The sequence below is a fragment of the Streptomyces sp. SID1328 genome, assembly GCF_009865595.1.
GTDB lineage: Bacteria > Actinomycetota > Actinomycetes > Streptomycetales > Streptomycetaceae > Streptomyces > Streptomyces griseoluteus.
This window is the reverse complement of the sequence record NZ_WWKH01000105.1, coordinates 1-17998: the sequence shown is the minus strand read 5'-3', so window position 1 is coordinate 17998 and position 17998 is coordinate 1. Positions and strand designations below refer to the sequence as shown.

Sequence of the window (17998 nt, the reverse complement as noted above, 5' to 3'; positions counted from 1 at the left end):
GCCACGAGACGCGCACCGACATCGCCCGCCGCTTCGGCGCCACCGACGTCGTCGCGGCGCGCGGCGAGGAAGCGGTCGCGGCCGTCCGCGAGCTGACCGGTGGCCAGGGCGCGCACGCCGTCGTCGAGGCGGTCGGCACCGAGCAGTCCATGAGCACCGCCGTCAACATCACCCGCGACGGCGGCGCCATCGGCTTCGTCGGCGTCCCCCACGGCAGCGGCACCGGCCTGGACCTCAGCGTCATGTTCGACCGCAACATCGCCCTGCGCGGCGGCGTCGCCCCGGTCCGCACCTACATCCCCGAGCTGCTGCCCGACGTTCTGAACGGCACCGTCGACCCCTCCCCGGTGTTCGACATGACCGTGGACATCGAGGGCGTCCCGGACGGCTACCGGGCGATGGACGAGCGCACGGCGCTGAAGGTCCTCGTCACCAACGGCTGAACGGTCAGCTCCACGCGGCCGGGCTCGACCCCCAGGCGACGGGCGGAGTGGCCCAGTCGGCCGGCCCGCCGGTGAACGACACCGGGGGCCGGGCGTACCGCAACCGGCCGAGCGGGCTGTCCCGTTCGGCCAGCCACGCGTCCGGGCCCTCGTAGTCCGGGCCGCCCGGACATGGGTCCCGCCCCGCCTCGTCGGTCAGCCAGTGCGCGGTCCGGGCGAGCGCGAGGCGCACCAGACGGCCCCGGCCGTCGCGGGAGCGTTCCACCAGGGCCCGCAGGATGCCCGCGGCCAGCAGATAGCCCGATCCGTGGTCCAGGGCCTGGGCGGGCAGCGCGCCGGGCTCCATGGTCGAGCCCTCGATGGCCGCGACGCCGGTCGCCACCTGGACCAGGCTGTCGAAGCCGCGCCGCTCGCCCCGGGGCCCGTACGCGCCCCACGCCGAGATCTGGGCGACGATCAGGCCGGGGTACCGCTCGGCCAGGGCCTCGGGGGAGAGGCCGAAGCGGTCGAGGGCGCCGGGGCGGTAGCCGGTGACCACCACGTCGGCGGAGGCCGGCAGGTCGCTCAACGCCGTGCTGTCGCCGATGAGTTCGAGGGTGGCGGACCGTTTCCCGAAGCCCGTGTCCGCGTGCTGGTCGGGCAGTTCGGGCAGCCCGGGTGCGTCGACGCGCAGCACGTCGGCGCCGAGCAGCGCGAGGGTGCGGGTGGCGACGGGCCCGGCGAGGACACGGGTGAGGTCCAGGACGCGCAACCCGGCGGCGGGCAGCAGCGGGCCGGACTCCCTTGCCAGAGGCGGGAGTCGGCGTGCCGAGGGCGCGCCGATCGGGCTGCGCTCCACCAGCGGCCGCTGGGCCACCTCGGCGCCCTGCGGATGTGCCGCCCACTGTCCGGGGGTGCGCAGGGCCACCGCCAGGCCCCCGGCGGCGTACACGGTCTCCTCGATGTCCAGGGCGGAGCGTTCGAGAAGCAGCCGTTCCACGTCCTCGGGGCCGGCGTTCTCGGGCAGGCCCAGCGCACCGAGGAGGCGCTGCCGGTGGTGCGGGTAGTTGGCGTGGGTGCGCACCCAGCCGTGCGCCGCCCGCCAGAAGCGGGACAGCGGGGCGAAGCCGACCGGGGCGCGGCCGTCGATCCGCAGCAGCCGCTCGCTGTGGAAGGCGGTGACGACCGCGCCGTCGTCCACCACGGCGCGCGGCACGGTGCCCAGCCCGGTCCGCAGCGCGCCCAGTTCGGCGGCGGCCAGCGCGCACGTGCCCACGCACGCGCGCGCCAGCCGCTGCACGGGAAAGCGGGCGATCAGGGCCCCGGGCCGCTCGACGCAGGCCAGCCGGGCGAGCAGCGCGTGGTCGCCGCCCAGCGCGGCCCAGGCGGACTTGATCATGGGATCGATCATGGCCGCACTATCCACGAGCGGTCCCGGCCCGGCAAGAAGGCGCCCCAGGTCCCCTAGTGCGTCACCGCCGCCAGGGCGTCCGCGATCCCCCAGCCGTAGAAGCCGTTGCGGTTCTTCGTGCCCTCGCACACCGCGTCGACCTTGCCGTCACTGTTGATGTCGTACGGGTCGGTGCACGGGGTGGCCGTCGCCTCCGCGTACAGCAGGGCCTTCACCGCCGCGGCGGGGGCGTGCGGGTGGACCGACTTGATCAGCGCGGCGACACCGGCGACATGCGGGGAGGCCATCGAGGTGCCGGCCATGTAGCCCCACTTGCCGCCGGGCAGCGGGCCCAGGATGAGGCCGCTGGTCGCGGGCGGGGCCGGGGTCTGGTAGGCGGTCGAGTCGCCGCCGGGCGCCGCGATGTCGATCGTGCCCAGGCCGTAGTTGGAGAACGACGACTTGATGCCCTTCGCGCCGGTCGCCGCGACCGTCACCACACCGGGGAGCTGGGTGGGTATGTCGAAGCACTTGCGCGGGTCGACGGTCCGGTCCGAGGGGGTGCCGTCGTTGGGGGAGGAGGGGTCGGTGATCGAGTCGGCGGCGAAGTCGTAGTTCTCGTTGCCGGCCGCCGCGACGTTGACCGTGCCCTTGCTCTCCGCGTACCGGGTGGCCCGCGTGATGGCGTCCACCAGGGCCTTCTGGTCCGGGTCGCCGGTGCAGTTGAAGTACCACGGGTCGGTGTAGTAGCTGTTGTTGGTGACGTCCACGTGGTGCTCGGCCGCCCACACGAACCCGCAGACCACGGCCTCGGTGTAGAAGTAGCCGTCCGGGTTGCCCACCTTGATGCCCGACACCTTCACGCCCGGCGCCACACCCGTGATGCCGACGCCGTTCTTGGCGCCCGCGATCTCACCCGCGACATGCGTACCGTGCGGCGACTCCGAGGCGCTGGGCCGCCAGGCACCGTCCGCCGTGTCCGGCGCGCCGGAGACGCAGTTGACGGAGGCCGCCCGGTCGAAGTTGGGCGCGATGTCCGGGTGGGTGTCGTCCACGCCGGTGTCGATGACGGCGACCGTCACCTTGCTGCTGCCGAGCGTCTTCTCATGGGCCTTGTCCGCCTTGATGGCGGGCAGGTCCCACTGGAGCGGCTCCAACGGGTCCTGCCCGTCCACCGCCTTGGCCTTCGACAGCTCCGCCGCCGTCAGCGGCTTCGGCGCGCCCAGGTCGGTGGTGGACTGCGCGGGCAGCGGCGCGTTGCGGGTGGCCCCGGCCGAGGAGACACCGGACACCTTGCGGATCGACGTGGCGAAGTCCGGGTTCGCGGAGTGCACCACGATGACGCCGATACGGTCGTAACTGGCCACGACGGTGCCGCCGTTGCGTCCTATCGCGCGGCGCACCGACTCGATCGTGCGATGGTCCGTTCTCGTGTTGACCACGTAGGACAGCTTCGGGCCGTCGTACGTGGTGGCCGGACCCTCCGCCGCCCGCGTCGTCAGGGCCGTGGACGGGGCCGCCGAGGCCGCCGTCGGCAGGAAGCCGAGCGAGGCGGTCAGCGACAGCACGACCGGGACGGCCGGCGCGAACCGGCGCCGGGAGCGCAGATGAGCCATGGGATCTCCACATCATCCGGAAACGGAACCGCCCGAGGCACGGGTGGCGCTCGGGCAGGTACATGACGGGTGGAACAAGGTGAAGCTATCCCGCGGGCGCGGAACTCCGAAAGCCCCGAACCCGCGTGAACCGGCGTCGGCGCCGGGCCGTGTGCGTCAACGAGGGGCACGGCCGGATCGCGCCCCCCGGAAGATCACCACGGGGAGTCGCGTGTTGACGCCCGGTAACGTGATCTCCGTACCAGTGAGGTCGGCAACCGCCCGTCCGTGACGCGAGGAGACCTTGAGTGGCGACCGAGACACCGCCCCCCGCGAAGCACCAACTTCCTTCCCCCGAGGAGTTCACCGAGGCGCAGGCGAGCGCGGAGTTCGGTGAACTGCGCCGCGCCCACCGCTCGTTCGCCTTCCCCCTGACGATCGCCTTCATCGCCTGGTACCTGCTCTACGTGCTGCTCTCCTGCTACGCGGGCGGATTCATGGGCACCGAGATCGCCGGGAACATCAACGTGGCCCTCGTGCTGGGTCTCGCCCAGTTCCTCACCACGTTCCTCATCGCGTGGTGGTACGCGCGGCACGCGGCCGCCAAGCTCGACCCCAGGGCCGAGGCCATCAAGTCCCGGATGGAGGGCGGCGCATGATCCCCGCTCAGCACACGATCGCCGCCCAGCACACCTGGCTCGCGGCCGGCGAGGCCAGTGAGCACAGAGGTCTGATCATCTCCCTGTTCGCGGTCTTCGTCGCCGCGACCCTGGTCATCACCGTCTGGGCGGGCCGCCAGACCAAGGACGCCGCCGACTTCTACGCGGGCGGCCGCCAGTTCACCGGCTTCCAGAACGGACTCGCCGTCTCCGGCGACTACATGTCCGCCGCGTCCTTCCTCGGCATCGCGGGCGCCATCGCCCTGTTCGGCTACGACGGCTTCCTGTACTCCATCGGCTTCCTGGTCGCCTGGCTGGTCGCCCTGCTCCTGGTCGCCGAGCCGCTGCGCAACTCCGGCCGCTACACCATGGGCGACGTGCTGGCCTACCGGATGCGCCAGCGCCCGGTGCGCACCGCCGCGGGCACCTCCACCATCGTGGTGTCGATCTTCTACCTGCTCGCGCAGATGGCCGGCGCCGGTGTCCTGGTCTCCCTGCTGCTCGGCATCACCAGCGACAGCGGCAAGATCGGCATCGTCGCCCTGGTCGGCGTCCTGATGATCGTGTACGTCACCATCGGCGGCATGAAGGGCACCACCTGGGTCCAGATGGTCAAGGCCGTCCTCCTCATCGCGGGCGCCATTCTGCTGACCTTCCTGGTGCTGCTCAAGTTCGACTTCAACGTCTCCGACCTGCTGGGCTCGGCCGCCGACAACAGCGGCAAGGGCAAGGCGTTCCTGGAGCCCGGCCTGAAGTACGGCGCCACCGGCACCTCCAAGCTGGACTTCATCTCGCTCGGCATCGCCCTGGTCCTGGGCACCGCGGGCCTGCCGCACATCCTGATCCGCTTCTACACGGTCCCCACCGCCAAGGCGGCCCGGAAGTCGGTGATCTGGGCCATCGGCCTGATCGGCGCCTTCTATCTGATGACCCTCGCCCTGGGCTTCGGCGCCGCCGCGCTGATCAAGCCCGAGGAGATCATCGCCTCCAACAAGGCGGGCAACACCGCGGCCCCCCTGCTCGCCCTGCACCTCGGGGGAGTGGACTCCAACTGGGGCGCCATCCTGCTGGCCAGCATCTCCGCCGTCGCCTTCGCCACGATCCTCGCGGTCGTCGCCGGCCTCACCCTGGCCTCGTCCTCGTCCTTCGCCCACGACATCTACGCCAACGTCATCAAGAAGGGCCGGGCCACCGAGAAGCAGGAGATCAACGCCGCCCGGTACGCCACCGTCGGCATCGGCGCCGTCTCCATCGTGCTCGGTGCCCTCGCCCGCGACCTGAACGTGGCCGGACTCGTGGCGCTGGCCTTCGCGGTCGCCGCGTCGGCCAACCTGCCGACCATCCTCTACAGCCTGTTCTGGAAGCGGTTCACCACCTCCGGCGCCCTGTGGTCGATCTACGGCGGCCTGGTCACCGCGGTCGGCCTGGTGCTGTTCTCCCCGGTGGTCTCCGGCAAGCCGACCTCGATGTTCCCCGACGTCGACTTCCACTGGTTCCCGCTGGAGAACCCCGGCATCATCTCGATCCCGGTCGGCTTCCTGCTGGGCGCGGTCGGCACCCTGCTGTCCAAGGAGGTCCCGGACGCGGAGAAGTACGCCGAGCTGGAGGTACGGTCCCTGACCGGCACCGGGGCGCACTGAGCCGGCCGCCCGGCACACCTCACGGCCGCGCCGCGCGGGGGCAGGACACCCGCGCGGCGCGGCCGCGTCCGTACCGGGCCGGGGAATCAGCTGCTGTCGATGTCCGAGGTCTCGCGTAGGCTCGCAGATGACAGAAGACGAGCGGTCCGGGACGAGGGAGGGGGCCCACGTGCTCATCGACACCTACGGCCGGGTGGCCACCGACCTGAGGGTTTCACTGACCGACCGGTGCAATCTGCGCTGCACCTACTGCATGCCCGAGGAGGGTCTGCAGTGGCTGGCCAAGCCGGACCTGCTCACGGACGACGAGATCGTCCGCCTGATCGACCTCGCGGTGACCCACCTCGGCATCGAAGAGGTCCGCTTCACCGGCGGCGAGCCTCTGCTCCGCCCCGGCCTGGTCGGCATCGTGGAGCGCGTCGCGGCGCTTGAGCCGCGTCCCCGGATGTCGATCACGACCAACGGCATCGGCCTCAAGCGCACCGCCGCCGCCCTGAAGCAGGCCGGACTCGACCGGGTCAACGTCTCGCTGGACACCCTGCGCCCCGACGTCTTCAAGACCCTCACCCGGCGCGACCGCCACCAGGACGTACTGGACGGCCTCCGCGCCGCCTCCGACGCGGGCCTCACCCCGGTCAAGGTCAACTCGGTCCTGATGCCGGGCCTGAACGCGGACGAGGCCCCGGACCTGCTGGCCTGGGCGCTGGAGCACGAGTACGAACTCCGTTTCATCGAGCAGATGCCGCTCGACGCCCAGCACGGCTGGAAGCGCGAGGGCATGGTCACCGCCCAGGACATCCTCGCCTCCCTGCGCACCCGCTTCGAGCTGACCGCCGAGGGCGAGGGCGAGCGCGGTTCGGCCCCGGCCGAGCGCTGGCTGGTGGACGGCGGCCCGCAGCGGGTCGGCGTGATCGCCTCGGTGACCCGTCCGTTCTGCGCGGCCTGCGACCGCACCCGGCTCACCGCCGACGGCCAGATACGCACCTGTCTGTTCGCCACCGAGGAGACCGACCTGCGCGCCCTGCTGCGCTCCGGCGCGCGGGACGAGGAGATCGCCGAGCTGTGGCGCAAGGCGATGTGGGGCAAGAAGGCGGGCGCGGGCCTCGACGACCCGTCCTTCGTCCAGCCCGACCGCCCCATGTCAGCGATCGGCGGCTGAGTCCTCCCACTCCCGGAGCGGGACCACGTCCTTCAGGAAGCCGCGCACGCCGAGGAACTGGGACAGATGCTCGCGGTGTTCCTCGCAGGCGATCCAGGTCTTGCGCCGCTCAGGGGTGTGGATCTTCGGGTTGTTCCACGCCAGCACCCAGGTGGCGTCTGCCCGGCAGCCCTTCGCGGAACAGATCGGTGTCTCACTCACGGGAAGATTCTCGCAGAGGCGGGCGGAGGGGAATTCCCGCGGTGGGAACGGAGCGAATTCGCGCGAAAACGGCTGCGAACAAGGCGACGCCGAGCAGCCACGGGGGGAGCTGCCCGGCGTCGGTCTGTCGCTCCGACGGGGGATGCGGAGCGCGTACGCAGTATGTCACGCACCACTGGCCGACCGGCACAAGAACAGCACGATTCAACTGAGCTTTTCTTGAGCTTGGCGGGAAGTCGCCTTCCGCTTTCTCCAATCCCGCGCTGCTCAGGCGCGGTCGGAACGTTTCTCCCGCCACTCCGCCCCCGGCCGGGACGATGCCTGTTCCGGGCCGGAATCCGACCGACCCGCTGACTCTTCGTCACGGGGCGGTGTGATCATCGGCTTGGACGGCATGACGACGAAGGTCGACGGCAGCGACTGCGGCCGTTCCCGCCCCGCGTTTGCGATCACCACCGCGATGTACGGCAGCGCGGCGCCCAGCACCAGCGCCACGATGGCGACGTACCGCTCCACGTTCCACAGGGACGCGGCCAGGATCACGGACACCGTCCGGATCGACATCGAGATCACGTACCGCCGCTGCCGGCCCCGCACGTCCTCGGCCAGGCCGGTCCGGGCGCCGGTGATCCGGAAAACCTCGCCACGCTGCTTGCCCATCAGTCCACCATCCGCCCGCATGGGTCCAACCCCGGCCCAGAAGCCGCGTCCGGGTCCGAACCGGACCGGGACACCCCTCCAACGGTACGCCGCCGGGCCGCCGCGTTCGATACAGGGGCGCCGTCGGGCCTGCGGGAACGTCCACCGTCCGGGTGGCTCCGGCATGCGGGGCGGCCGGGGCGCGCCCAGACTGGCCAGGACGAGCGGATCGATCAGGTCGGACCGGACGAGGAGGCCGCCATGGGCTGGCTGTGGGCGATCATCGTGGGATTCGTGCTGGGCCTGCTCGCCAAGGCGATCATTCCCGGCAAGCAGCACAGCCCCCTGTGGCTGACCACCATCTGCGGCATCCTGGGCGCCCTGGCGGGCAACGCCGTCGCGCGCGGCCTCGGGGTGGCGGAGACACGCGGCATCGACTGGAGCAGGCACATCTTCCAGCTCGTCGCCGCCATCATCATCGTGTTCTTCGTCGACATGCTCTACACCGCGACCCTCGGCAAGCGCCGCAAGCGCAAGTACGACGAACGGGTGTGACACAGCGGGTACGGCAGAGGGCGGCCTCCCGGCGAAGGGAAGCCGCCCTCTCCCGGTGTCTCAGGCGCCCGTGACCTCGACCGCCGCCAGGTTCTTCTTGCCCCGGCGCAGCACCAGCCAGCGCCCGTGCAGCAGCTCCTCGGCGGCCGGGACGGCGTCCTCGCCGGCGACCTTGACGTTGTTCACGTAGGCCCCGCCCTCCTTCACCGTGCGCCGCGCGGCCGACTTGCTGGCCACGAGACCCACCTCGGCGAGCAGGTCCACCACCGGGCCCAGTTCCGCGACCTGGATGTGCGGCAGCTCGGAGAGCGCGGCGGCGAGCGTCGCCTCGTCCAGCTCGGAAAGCTCGCCCTGGCCGAACAGCGCCTTGGACGCGGCGACCACGGCGGCCGTCTGCTCGGCGCCGTGCACCAGCGTCGTCAGCTCCTCCGCGAGCGCGCGCTGCGCGGCACGGGCCTGCGGACGCTCCTCGGTCAGCCGCTCCAGCTCCGCGATCTCCTCGCGGGACTTGAAGCTGAAGATCCGCAGGAACTTGGAGACGTCCCGGTCGTCCGCGTTCAGCCAGAACTGGTAGAAGGCGTACGGCGTGGTCATCTCCGGGTCGAGCCAGACGGTGCCCGACTCGGTCTTGCCGAACTTGGTGCCGTCCGCCTTGGTGATCAGCGGGGTGCCCAGCGCGTGGACCACCGCGTCCGGCTCGACCCGGTGGATCAGGTCGGTGCCCGAGGTGAGGTTGCCCCACTGGTCGCTGCCGCCGGTCTGCAGCGTGCAGCCGTAGCGCCGGTACAGCTCCAGGAAGTCCATGCCCTGGAGGATCTGGTAGCTGAACTCGGTGTAGCTGATGCCCGCGTCGGAGTTCAGCCGGCGGGAGACGGCCTCCTTGGCGATCATCTTGTTGACCCGGAAGTGCTTGCCGATGTCCCGCAGGAACTCGATGGCCGACATCCCCTGGGTCCAGTCCAGGTTGTTGACCATCACGGCCGCGTTCGGACCCTCGAAGTCGAGCAGCGGCTGGATCTGCGCGCGCAGCCGCTCCACCCACTGGCCGACGATCTCCGGCGCGTTCAGCGTGCGCTCGGCGGTGGGCTTGGGGTCGCCGATCAGACCGGTGGCCCCGCCGACCAGGCCCAGCGGGCGGTGGCCCGCGTCCTGGATGCGGCGCATGGTGAGGATCTGGACCAGGTTGCCGAGGTGCAGGCTGGGCGCGGTCGGGTCGAAGCCGCAATAGAACGTGACAGGACCGTCCGCGAACGCCTTGCGCAATGCGTCCTCGTCGGTGGAGAGGGCGATCAGCCCACGCCACTTCAGTTCGTCGACGATGTCCGTCACGGTTCTCGTGTCTCCTAGATGATCCTGCGGCGGTCGGGTGACAACCGAGTACGAGGTTATACGCCCTGGCTGACAGAGCTCATATTGAATTCCGGGACGCGGAGCGCGGGCATCGCGGCCCGGGTGAACCAGTCGCTCCACTCGCGGGGCAGGGTCTGCTCGGTGCGGCCCGCCTCGGCGGCCCGGCCGAGCACCCCGACCGGCGACTCGTTGAACCGGAAGTTGTTCACCTGGCCGGTGACCTCGCCGTTCTCCACCAGGTAGACGCCGTCGCGGGTGAGGCCGGTGAGCAGCAGGGTCGCCGGGTCGACCTCCCGGATGTACCAGAGGCAGGTCAGCAGCAGACCGCGCTCGGTGGCCGCGACCATGTCCGCGAGCGAGCGGTCGCCGCCGCCGTCCAGGATCAGGTTGTCCATCGCCGGGGCGAGCGGCAGCCCGGTCAGGGCCGCGCTGTGCCGGGTGGTGGTGAGGTGGTCGAGGACACCGTCCTTGATCCAGTCGGTGGCGCGTACCGGCAGCCCGTTGTCGAAGACCGAGCGGTCGCCGCCGGAGGAGTGCGCGACGACGAAGGGCGCGCAGCCCAGGCCCGGCTCGTCGGGGTCGCTGCGCAGGGTCAGCGGCAGCTCGCTGAGCCGCTCGCCGGTACGGGTGCCGCCGCCCGGCTTGGAGAACACCGTGCGCCCCTCGTCGGCGTCCCGGCCGGAGGCGGACCAGAGCTGGTAGATCAGCAGGTCGGCCACGGCGGACGGCGGCAGCAGGGTCTCGTACCGCCCGGCCGGCAGTTCCACGCGGCGCTCGGCCCAGCCGAGGCGCTCGGCGAGCTCGGTGTCCAGGGCGCCGGGGTCGACGTCCTTGAAGTCACGGGTGGAGCGGCCGGCCCAGGCCGAGCGGGTGTGGTCGGGGGACTTGGCGTTCAGCTCCAGGGTGCCGGTCGGCTGGTCGTGCCTGAGGCGCAGGCCGGTGGAGGTGCCGAGGTAGGTGGAGACGGTCTCGTGGCTGGCGAAGCCGTACAGCTCGCGGCCGCCGGCCCGGGCACGGGCGAACGCCTCGCCGAGTGCCGGGGCGAAGTCCGCGAAGACGGTGGAGGAGGTCTCGGCGGGCGCGTCGCGGAAGTCGGGTGAGTCCGGGACCCCGCTGACCAGCGGCTGGGCGTCCTCGGCGGGTCCGGCCGCCCGTGCGGCGGCCTCGGCGGCCCGCACCAGGGGCTCCAGCTCGGCCGCCGTCACCGCCGACCGCGAGACCACGCCGGAGGCGGTGCCTTGCTGCCCGTCCACGGTGGCGATCACGGTGAGGGTACGGCCGCGGGTCACGCCGTTGGTGGTGAGCGCGTTGCCCGCCCAGCGCAGGTTGGCGCTGGACTCCTCGTCCGCGATGACCACACAGCCGTCCGCCCGGGACAGCGCGAGGGCCCGCTCGACGATCTCGTACGGCTTGCTCGTCCGCGCGCTCATCGCCCGGCCTCCTGCGTGGTGTTGAGGATGTTGACGCCCCGGAACAGGGCGGAGGGGCAGCCGTGGGAGACGGCGGCGACCTGGCCGGGCTGGGCCTTGCCGCAGTTGAAGGCGCCGCCCAGCACATAGGTCTGGGGGCCGCCGACGGCGGCCATCGAGCCCCAGAAGTCGGTGGTGTTGGCCTGGTAGGCGACGTCCCTGAGCTGCCCGGTGATCCGCCCGTTCTCGATGCGGAAGAAGCGCTGGCCGGTGAACTGGAAGTTGTAGCGCTGCATGTCGATCGACCAGGACCGGTCGCCGACCACGTAGATGCCCCGGTCCACCCCGCCGATCAGCCCCTCGGTGGACAGCCCGGCCGGGTCCGGCTTGAGCGACACGTTGGCCATGCGCTGGACCGGGACATGGCCGGGGGAGTCCGCGAAGGCGCACCCGTTGGAGCGCTCGAAGCCGGTCAGCCTGGCGATGCGGCGGTCGAGTTGGTAGCCGGTGAGGGTGCCGTCCTTCACCAGGTCCCAGGACTGCGCGGCAACCCCCTCGTCGTCGTAGCCGATGGTCGCCAGGCCGTGTTCGGCGGTGCGGTCGCCGGTGACGTTCATCAGCTCGGAGCCGTACTTGAGCTTGCCGAGCTGGTCGAAGGTGGCGAACGAGGTGCCCGCGTAGGCGGCTTCGTAACCGAGGGCGCGGTCCAGTTCGGTGGCGTGGCCGACGGACTCGTGGATGGTGAGCCACAGGTTGGAGGGGTCGACGACCAGGTCGTACAGGCCCGGCTCCACGCTGGGCGCGCGCATCTTCTCGGCCAGCCGCTCAGGGATCTGTTCGAGTTCGGCGTCCCAGTCCCAGCCGGTGCCGGTCAGGTACTCCCAGCCCCGGCCGGCCGGCGGGGCCAGGGTGCGCATCGAGTCGAACTCGCCGCTGGAGTCGTCCACGGAGACGGCCGTCAGCTCGGGGTGCAGCCGGACGCGCTGCTGGGTGGTGACCGTCCCGGCGGTGTCGGCGTAGAACTTGTTCTCGTGCACGGTGGTCAGCGAGGCGTCCACGTGGTCGACGCCCTGTGCCGCGAGGAGCCGCCCGCTCCAGTCCGCGAGCAGCGCGGACTTGTCCGCGTCGGGCACGGTGAAGGGGTCGACGTCGTACGACGAGATCCACGTCTTGTCGGCGTGCACGGGCTCGTCGGCCAGCTCCACGCGCTCGTCCGAACCGGCGGCCTTGATCACCTGCGCGGACAGCTTGGCCATCGCCACCGCCTGCGAGGCGACCTTGGCGGCGCCGTCCATCGTCAGGTCCACCCCCGAGGCGAACCCCCAGCTGCCCCCGTGCACGACCCTGACCGCGTACCCCAGGTCGGTGGTGTCCGAGGACCCCGACGGGCGCCCGTCCCGCAGCCGCCATGAGGCGCTGCGCACCCGCTCCAGCCGGAAGTCGGCGTGCTCGGCCCCGAGGGCGCGCGCACGGGCGAGAGCCGCGTCGGCGAGGGCCCGCAGGGGGAGCGCCAGGAAGGAAGGGTCGATGTGTTGAGCCACGGGCGGGTTCCTCCTGCACGGGGTGGGGTGCTCAGGAGGATACGTCGCTCGGGGACCCGGTCCCTCTTGCCTCAGTGGGCGATGCCGTCGATCAGCTCCCGCGCACCCTGGCGGAGCAGGGCGACGGCGACGGACGTGCCGAGCGTGGCCGGGTCGAGACGGCCGGCCCACTCGTGCGCGTGCAGCACGGTCTTGCCGTCCGGCGTGAACACGGCGGCACGCAGCGAGAGTTCACCCGAGCGCTCGGTACGGGCGTACCCGGCGATGGGGGAGTTGCAGTGGCCCTGGAGGACGTGCAGCAGCATCCGCTCGGCGGTGGTCTCCCGGTGGGTGGCGGGGTCGCCCAGGTCGCTGACGATGTCGACGGTCTCGGTGTCGTCCTCCCGGCACTGAAGGGCGAGGACGCCCGCGCCGATCGGGGGCAGCATGGTCTCCAGCGTGAGGACCTCACTGGCCGCGTCCATCCGGCCGATGCGCTCCAGGCCGGACACGGCCAGGATCAGCGCGTCCGCCTCCCCGGCCGCCATCTTCTCCAGCCGCTTGTTGGCGTTGCCCCGGATCGGCACGCAGTCCAGGTGCGGGTGGGACGCGGCGAGCTGCGCGACCCGGCGCACGGAGGAGGTGCCGATGCGGGTCCCCGCCGGAAGCTGGTCCAGGGTGCGGCCCCGCGGATCGACCAGGGCGTCCCGGATGTCGTCGCGCGCGAGGTATCCCGCGAAGCGGGTCCCTGCCGGGATGGGGCGGTCGCCGGGCACGTCCTTCATGCAGTGCACGGCGAGGTCCGCGTCCCCGCGCAGCAGAGCGGCGTCCACTTCCTTGGTGAAGGCTCCCTTGCCCTCGACCTGGGCAAGGTCCCCCGTCCAGCGGTCACCGGTGGTCGTGACCGGCAGTACCTCGGTACGGACGTGGGGGTGCAGTACGGCCAACTCCGCACGCACGCGCTCGACTTGGGCGAGCGCCATGGGGGAGTTGCGGGAAACGATACGAATCAGATCACCGGGCATGAGGGCACGATACGGCCCACGAACGCGGCCCATGCCTCCGGCGCCACGGCGAGGGGCTGGATACGGGTGTCTTTGGAGTCACGGATGTGGATGGCACCGGGGCGCATGGCGACCTCGACACAGTTGTCCCCGTCTCCGCCGCTGTGACTGCTCTTGAACCAGTCCAGCCCAGGGGTGGTGCTCATAGCGCTCCTCGCAGGTGTTCCAGCAGCTCCACCGTAGCCCGGCAATCCAGGGCTTGGGAACGCAGCTTGCCATAGCGCTGATGCAGGACGCTCACCTCGCCGGGCTGGGCGAGAAGGGTGCTCGATCGGTGGCCCTCGATGTAGCCGAACCACTGATGTCCGGGCGTCTCGGCGAGGTACATCTGACCGTCGACGCCGCAGTGGTCCTCCTTGTGCCGAGGCATGATCTGGATCTCGACGTTGTTCCGTCGGCCCACGCTCAAGAGGTGGTCGACGACAGCCCTGGTCACCTCGGGGCCGCCCAGGCGGCGGTCCAGGATCGCCTGCTCGACGATGAACGTGAAGGCGGTGTGCGGGCGGTCGACGAGTAACGTCTGGCGTTCCAGCCGAGCCGCCACCTTGTGGTCGATCTGCTCCTCGGTCCACGGCGGGAGCTGGTGTTTGAACACCGCCCGTGCATACGCCTCCGGCTGCAACAACCCCGGAATCGCACGGCACTCGTAGGCGTACAGGGAGATCGCCTCTTCCTCGATCCCCGCCCACTGCTGGAACCAGGACGCCAGCCCGGACCGCCTCGTCAGTGCCTTGGCCGCCGCAGTCAGTACCTTCGCCGCGTCTTCCCCCAGAACGGGTGCCACCCGCGCCGGCAGGTCCCCAGGAGGAAACCGTTTACCCTGCTCGATCTTGGCGATGTAGGGCGCCGAATAGCGCACCTGTACCGCGAACTCCTCCTGGGTCAGGCGACCTTGGTCCCGCAGCGACTTCAATACGGCGCCGAACATCTTCAAGCCGTCCGAGGCTTCCGACTCGCCACCGCCCGCCCGGCCATGCTCCACTGCCATCGCCGCCCACCTTTCGTGCTCCCCGCTCAACTCGCCCGATCCACCCACCGTCACGCGGAGTAACCCACCCAGTCCAGAGTGTGCACTGAGACAAGCGGAGTTGTATGGGCTTCGTTCCTGTTGGCCCCCCGTAGGGACTCCCCACGCTGGACGCATGTCGCCCACGCCCGCCCAAGAGGCAGTCACCGTACGTACGTTCGCTCAGCGTTTCTCCGCCACCCGGCGGGGTGCCCGGCTCGCGCGCCGCTTGGCCGTGCACCAGTTGGACCAGTGGGGCCACCCCTACGGCACCCCCGTCTCCGAGGCCGTCGCCCTGATCGTCGCCGAACTCGCCGCCAACGCCGTCCTGCACGGCCGCGTAGCGGGAAGGGACTTCGAGCTACGCCTCCACCACCGGGACGGCACCGTAAGGATCGAGCTCTCCGACACCCACCCCGCCCACCCGAAGCTCCCGGCCCACGACCCCACGGCCGAGGGAGGCAGGGGCCTGCTCCTCATCGACGCCGTGGCCACCCGCTGGGGCACCAGCGCCCGCACCGGCCCCGGCAAGACCGTATGGGCGGAGTGTGAGACGGGGAGTCCTGATCTGTAGGAATCCGACAGGTGCAGGGATGTGTCACTGTCGGTGCCCGATTGTCCGTGGTCGTGGACGGACCGATAGGTTTCTTGGGAAGCCGCCTGTCAGGCCCGTCACGAGGGTGCCCGGGCGGATTGTCGGAACGTTGTAGACCGCTGATGAAAGGGTGATCCGTTGAGCCGCTCGGTTCTCGTCACCGGAGGCAACCGGGGCATCGGCCTCGCCATCGCCCGCGCCTTCGCCGACGCCGGCGACAAGGTCGCCATCACGTACCGCTCGGGCGAGCCCCCGGCGGGCTTCCTCGCCGTCAAGTGCGACATCACCGACGCCGAGCAGGTCGAGCAGGCGTACAAGGAGATCGAGGAGCTGCACGGCCCCGTCGAGGTCCTGATCGCCAACGCCGGCGTCACCAAGGACCAGCTTCTGATGCGCATGTCCGAGGAGGACTTCACCTCGGTCATCGACACCAACCTCACCGGCACCTTCCGGGTGGTCAAGCGGGCCAACCGGGGCATGCTGCGGGCCAAGAAGGGCCGTGTCGTCCTGATCTCCTCGGTCGTCGGCCTGCTGGGCTCGGCGGGGCAGGCGAACTACGCCGCGTCCAAGGCCGCGCTGGTCGGCTTCGCGCGCTCGCTCGCCCGTGAGCTGGGCTCGCGCAACATCACCTTCAACGTCGTCGCCCCCGGCTTCGTCGACACCGACATGACCAAGGCGCTCACCGACGAGCAGCGCAAGGGCATCGTGTCGCAGGTGCCGCTCGGCCGGTACGCCGAGCCGGAGGAGGTGGCCGCGGCGGTGAAGTTCCTCGCCTCGGACGACGCCTCGTACATCACTGGAGCCGTCATTCCCGTTGACGGCGGACTGGGAATGGGTCACTGAACACCATGAGCGGAATTCTCGAGGGCAAGCGCATCCTGGTCACGGGCGTGCTGATGGAGTCCTCCATCGCCTTCCACGTCGCCAAGCTGGCCCAGGAGCAGGGCGCCGAGATCATCCTGACCGCGTTCCCGCGGCCCACGCTGACCGAGCGCATCGCCAGGAAGCTGCCGAAGCCGGCGAAGGTCATCGAGCTGGACGTCACCAACGAGGAGCACCTCGCGCGCCTGGCCGACATCGTCGGCGAGGAGCTGGGCGGCCTCGACGGCATCGTCCACTCCATCGGCTTCGCCCCGCAGGACGCCCTCGGCGGCAACTTCCTGAACACCCCGTTCGAGTCGGTCGCCACCGCCATGCACGTCTCCGCCTTCTCCCTGAAGTCGCTGACCATGGCCTGCCTGCCGCTGATGCAGAACGGCGGCTCGGTCGTCGGCCTCACCTTCGACGCGCAGTACGCCTGGCCGCAGTACGACTGGATGGGCCCGGCCAAGGCCGCCCTGGAGGCCACCAACCGCTACATGGCGCGCGACCTGGGCAAGCAGAACATCCGCTGCAACCTCATCTCCGCGGGCCCGATCGGCTCCATGGCCGCCAAGTCCATCCCCGGCTTCGCCGACCTGGCCTCGGTCTGGGACTCCCGCTCCCCGCTGGAGTGGGACCTCAAGGACCCGGAGCCCGCCGGCAAGGGCGTCGTCGCCCTCCTCAGCGACTGGTTCCCCAAGACCACCGGCGAGATCATCCACGTGGACGGCGGCCTTCACGCCATCGGCGCCTGACCGCCCCCGCACGTGCGCGAGGCCCGCATCCCTTCAAGGGGTGCGGGCCTCGCGGTCGTACAGGGGGGCATTCGAAGCAGCTCAGGGGGCACGCGTTCACACGTCCAGGGGGAGCGGACGCCTCCAAGAGGCCGATCGCCAGGGCGACTTGGCGTTTGCTGGTGGTCCCTTGTCCGAATAACTACGCGTATTTTACCTGGACTTGGTCGCGAATCGATCACGGTGATCATGATTCGCTTTCGCGGCCTGTGAAAAACGGGTGAAGCTGGGGTGCCCCTCCGGGTCGCACTCCCGGAGAGGCGGCGAGGTCGAATCCGGCCTCGCGAACGCCATCACACCAGGAGTGATCCATGCGTTCTTCCCTCAATATAAGCAAGGTTGCCGCAGTCGTGGCCTGCGCCGCCGTCCTGCCGCTCGCAGCCGCACCCGCAGCGTCCGCCGAGGACGCCTATGGGAGCAAGGCGCGGGGCGGAGTGTCCATCCAGGCCATCGACAGCTACCTCTCGGGTGTGCGGCCGGGCTTCCAGTCCAGCAAGACCGACATCGGGTCGGCCCCGACGATCATCGACTTCTTCGACTGCAGAACCTCGGACCACGGCTTGGTGAACGAGTCGACCAAGGTTCAGCTCATCAACTACAACTACACCACCCCGAATGAGTATTGGGAGGAGAAGACCTTCACCGCCTGCTTCGACGGAGGTCAGTCCCACGGTGAGTGGACCGGGCGCAAGGGCGATGACCTCTTCTTCCAGATCAAGGCAGTGAACGGAACCACGAGCAGTGGCAGTGGGCCGACGCTCAGCGCGTCGCGCGTTCACATGTGGTGATTTGAGGAGTAAGAGGGCCCGCACCGATCCGGTGCGGGCTTTTTCCACCGTCAGAGAGCATGCGCCATGCCCATCGGCTTCCACTCGGCTGCCTTCGGCTATCGACGCCGCAGTCCGGTCATCCACGACTTCACCTTCGTCTTTCCGCCTGGCCGGACCGTGTTCCTCGGCCCGAACGGGGCGGGCAAGTCGACGGTCCTGTCCCTGGCCGCTTCCGTGCTGCTGCCGCGTTCCGGCACCGTCGCGTACGGCAGGCGGAGGACGGGCCGGCGTGGTGACCTCGCTGAATACCGTCGGCGCATCGCGTGGCTGCCGCAGCGCATCGAGTCGGTCCCCCGGCTGACCGCCCGC

Annotated in this window: 20 protein-coding genes; 10 read left to right on the top strand and 10 right to left on the bottom strand. The window is 70.6% G+C overall.

Annotation, left to right across the window (positions count from 1 at the left end):
- On the top strand, window positions 1–443 hold a 443-nt coding region (locus GT030_RS03385; RefSeq protein WP_161199761.1), incomplete at its 5' end, for a zinc-binding dehydrogenase.
- 4 nt (window positions 444–447) lie between these two features.
- Here GT030_RS03385 and GT030_RS03380 read toward each other — a convergent pair.
- Window positions 448–1833: a CoA transferase gene (locus GT030_RS03380; RefSeq protein ID WP_202459636.1), complete on the bottom strand. Its 1386-nt coding sequence runs from the start codon at window positions 1831–1833 to the stop codon at window positions 448–450.
- 53 nt (window positions 1834–1886) lie between these two features.
- On the bottom strand, window positions 1887–3428 hold the full coding sequence (locus GT030_RS03375) for a S8 family serine peptidase (protein ID WP_161199760.1): 1542 nt from the start codon (window positions 3426–3428) through the stop codon (window positions 1887–1889).
- 287 nt (window positions 3429–3715) lie between these two features.
- On the opposite strand from GT030_RS03375, the gene GT030_RS03370 reads away from it, so the two are divergent.
- The 3 genes from GT030_RS03370 (at window position 3716) to moaA (ending at window position 6865) form a co-directional block, all read left to right on the top strand.
- Window positions 3716–4066, top strand: coding sequence for a DUF485 domain-containing protein (locus GT030_RS03370; protein ID WP_161199759.1), 351 nt, complete (start codon window positions 3716–3718; stop codon window positions 4064–4066).
- Window positions 4063–5706, top strand: a complete 1644-nt coding sequence (locus tag GT030_RS03365; RefSeq protein WP_161199758.1) for a cation acetate symporter — start codon at window positions 4063–4065, stop codon at window positions 5704–5706. Before GT030_RS03370 ends, GT030_RS03365 begins: the two co-directional genes overlap by 4 nt.
- A gap of 169 nt (window positions 5707–5875) precedes the next feature.
- On the top strand, window positions 5876–6865 hold the full coding sequence (gene moaA, locus GT030_RS03360; protein WP_346009548.1) for a GTP 3',8-cyclase MoaA: 990 nt from the start codon (window positions 5876–5878) through the stop codon (window positions 6863–6865).
- Here the strand turns inward: moaA and GT030_RS03355 are convergent.
- Together GT030_RS03355 and GT030_RS03350 are read right to left on the bottom strand one after the other, a co-directional pair.
- Complete coding sequence (locus tag GT030_RS03355) at window positions 6848–7066, bottom strand: hypothetical protein (protein WP_161199756.1); 219 nt, start codon at window positions 7064–7066, stop codon at window positions 6848–6850. The two genes, moaA and GT030_RS03355, sit on opposite strands and share 18 nt — an antisense overlap.
- A 267-nt stretch (window positions 7067–7333) precedes the next feature.
- Window positions 7334–7726 carry a DUF3099 domain-containing protein gene (locus GT030_RS03350; RefSeq protein ID WP_161199755.1) on the bottom strand — a complete coding sequence of 131 codons (393 nt, stop codon included), beginning with the start codon at window positions 7724–7726 and terminating at the stop codon, window positions 7334–7336.
- Between the two features lie 240 nt (window positions 7727–7966).
- Here GT030_RS03350 and GT030_RS03345 point away from each other — a divergent pair, with 240 nt between their 5' ends.
- Window positions 7967–8260, top strand: a complete 294-nt coding sequence (locus GT030_RS03345) for a GlsB/YeaQ/YmgE family stress response membrane protein (RefSeq protein ID WP_161199754.1) — start codon at window positions 7967–7969, stop codon at window positions 8258–8260.
- 60 nt (window positions 8261–8320) lie between these two features.
- Here GT030_RS03345 and tyrS read toward each other — a convergent pair whose 3' ends face one another.
- From tyrS to GT030_RS03315, 6 genes are all read right to left on the bottom strand, one after another.
- Window positions 8321–9589: a tyrosine--tRNA ligase gene (tyrS, locus tag GT030_RS03340; RefSeq protein WP_161199753.1), complete on the bottom strand. Its 1269-nt coding sequence runs from the start codon at window positions 9587–9589 to the stop codon at window positions 8321–8323.
- A gap of 56 nt (window positions 9590–9645) precedes the next feature.
- A complete protein-coding gene (locus tag GT030_RS03335; RefSeq protein ID WP_161199752.1) occupies window positions 9646–11040 on the bottom strand; it encodes a TldD/PmbA family protein in 1395 nt (464 codons plus the stop codon).
- Window positions 11037–12560 (bottom strand): TldD/PmbA family protein, encoded by a 1524-nt coding sequence (locus GT030_RS03330; protein ID WP_161199751.1) that lies wholly within the window; start codon window positions 12558–12560, stop codon window positions 11037–11039. Before GT030_RS03330 ends, GT030_RS03335 begins: the two co-directional genes overlap by 4 nt.
- 71 nt (window positions 12561–12631) lie before the next feature.
- Window positions 12632–13564, bottom strand: coding sequence for a hydroxymethylbilane synthase (gene hemC, locus GT030_RS03325; RefSeq protein ID WP_161199750.1), 933 nt, complete (start codon window positions 13562–13564; stop codon window positions 12632–12634).
- Window positions 13549–13749, bottom strand: a complete 201-nt coding sequence (locus GT030_RS03320; RefSeq protein ID WP_161199749.1) for a DUF397 domain-containing protein — start codon at window positions 13747–13749, stop codon at window positions 13549–13551. Before GT030_RS03320 ends, hemC begins: the two co-directional genes overlap by 16 nt.
- The gene (locus GT030_RS03315) at window positions 13746–14591 is read right to left on the bottom strand and encodes a Scr1 family TA system antitoxin-like transcriptional regulator (RefSeq protein WP_161199748.1); all 846 of its coding nucleotides are present in this window, start codon (window positions 14589–14591) and stop codon (window positions 13746–13748) included. Before GT030_RS03315 ends, GT030_RS03320 begins: the two co-directional genes overlap by 4 nt.
- 154 nt (window positions 14592–14745) lie before the next feature.
- Here GT030_RS03315 and GT030_RS03310 point away from each other — a divergent pair, with 154 nt between their 5' ends.
- The 5 genes from GT030_RS03310 to GT030_RS03290 all read left to right on the top strand — a co-directional run.
- The gene (locus GT030_RS03310; protein ID WP_161199747.1) at window positions 14746–15183 is read left to right on the top strand and encodes an ATP-binding protein; all 438 of its coding nucleotides are present in this window, start codon (window positions 14746–14748) and stop codon (window positions 15181–15183) included.
- A 159-nt stretch (window positions 15184–15342) separates the two neighbouring features.
- Window positions 15343–16047 carry a 3-oxoacyl-[acyl-carrier-protein] reductase gene (gene fabG / locus GT030_RS03305; protein WP_161199746.1) on the top strand — a complete coding sequence of 235 codons (705 nt, stop codon included), beginning with the start codon at window positions 15343–15345 and terminating at the stop codon, window positions 16045–16047.
- A gap of 5 nt (window positions 16048–16052) precedes the next feature.
- The gene (fabI, locus tag GT030_RS03300) at window positions 16053–16820 is read left to right on the top strand and encodes an enoyl-ACP reductase FabI (RefSeq protein WP_161199745.1); all 768 of its coding nucleotides are present in this window, start codon (window positions 16053–16055) and stop codon (window positions 16818–16820) included.
- Window positions 16821–17170: 350 nt separating this feature from the next.
- Window positions 17171–17647, top strand: coding sequence for a hypothetical protein (locus GT030_RS03295; RefSeq protein WP_135790670.1), 477 nt, complete (start codon window positions 17171–17173; stop codon window positions 17645–17647).
- Window positions 17648–17713: 66 nt separating this feature from the next.
- Window positions 17714–17998, top strand: a 285-nt coding sequence (locus tag GT030_RS03290; RefSeq protein ID WP_161199744.1) for an ATP-binding cassette domain-containing protein, incomplete at its 3' end; no start/stop codon positions are given.

Coding starts and splice junctions, on each gene's coding strand:
- GT030_RS03345 (WP_161199754.1), top strand. CDS start 7,967: ATGGGCTGGCTGTGGGCGATCATCGTGGGATTCGTGCTGGGCCTGCTC.
- GT030_RS03310 (WP_161199747.1), top strand. CDS start 14,746: ATGTCGCCCACGCCCGCCCAAGAGGCAGTCACCGTACGTACGTTCGCT.
- GT030_RS03350 (WP_161199755.1), bottom strand. CDS start 7,726: ATGGGCAAGCAGCGTGGCGAGGTTTTCCGGATCACCGGCGCCCGGACC.
- GT030_RS03295 (WP_135790670.1), top strand. CDS start 17,171: ATGCGTTCTTCCCTCAATATAAGCAAGGTTGCCGCAGTCGTGGCCTGC.
- hemC (WP_161199750.1), bottom strand. CDS start 13,564: ATGCCCGGTGATCTGATTCGTATCGTTTCCCGCAACTCCCCCATGGCG.
- GT030_RS03315 (WP_161199748.1), bottom strand. CDS start 14,591: ATGGCAGTGGAGCATGGCCGGGCGGGCGGTGGCGAGTCGGAAGCCTCG.
- GT030_RS03375 (WP_161199760.1), bottom strand. CDS start 3,428: ATGGCTCATCTGCGCTCCCGGCGCCGGTTCGCGCCGGCCGTCCCGGTC.
- GT030_RS03320 (WP_161199749.1), bottom strand. CDS start 13,749: ATGAGCACCACCCCTGGGCTGGACTGGTTCAAGAGCAGTCACAGCGGC.
- fabI (WP_161199745.1), top strand. CDS start 16,053: ATGAGCGGAATTCTCGAGGGCAAGCGCATCCTGGTCACGGGCGTGCTG.
- GT030_RS03335 (WP_161199752.1), bottom strand. CDS start 11,040: ATGAGCGCGCGGACGAGCAAGCCGTACGAGATCGTCGAGCGGGCCCTC.
- GT030_RS03380 (WP_202459636.1), bottom strand. CDS start 1,833: ATGATCGATCCCATGATCAAGTCCGCCTGGGCCGCGCTGGGCGGCGAC.
- GT030_RS03365 (WP_161199758.1), top strand. CDS start 4,063: ATGATCCCCGCTCAGCACACGATCGCCGCCCAGCACACCTGGCTCGCG.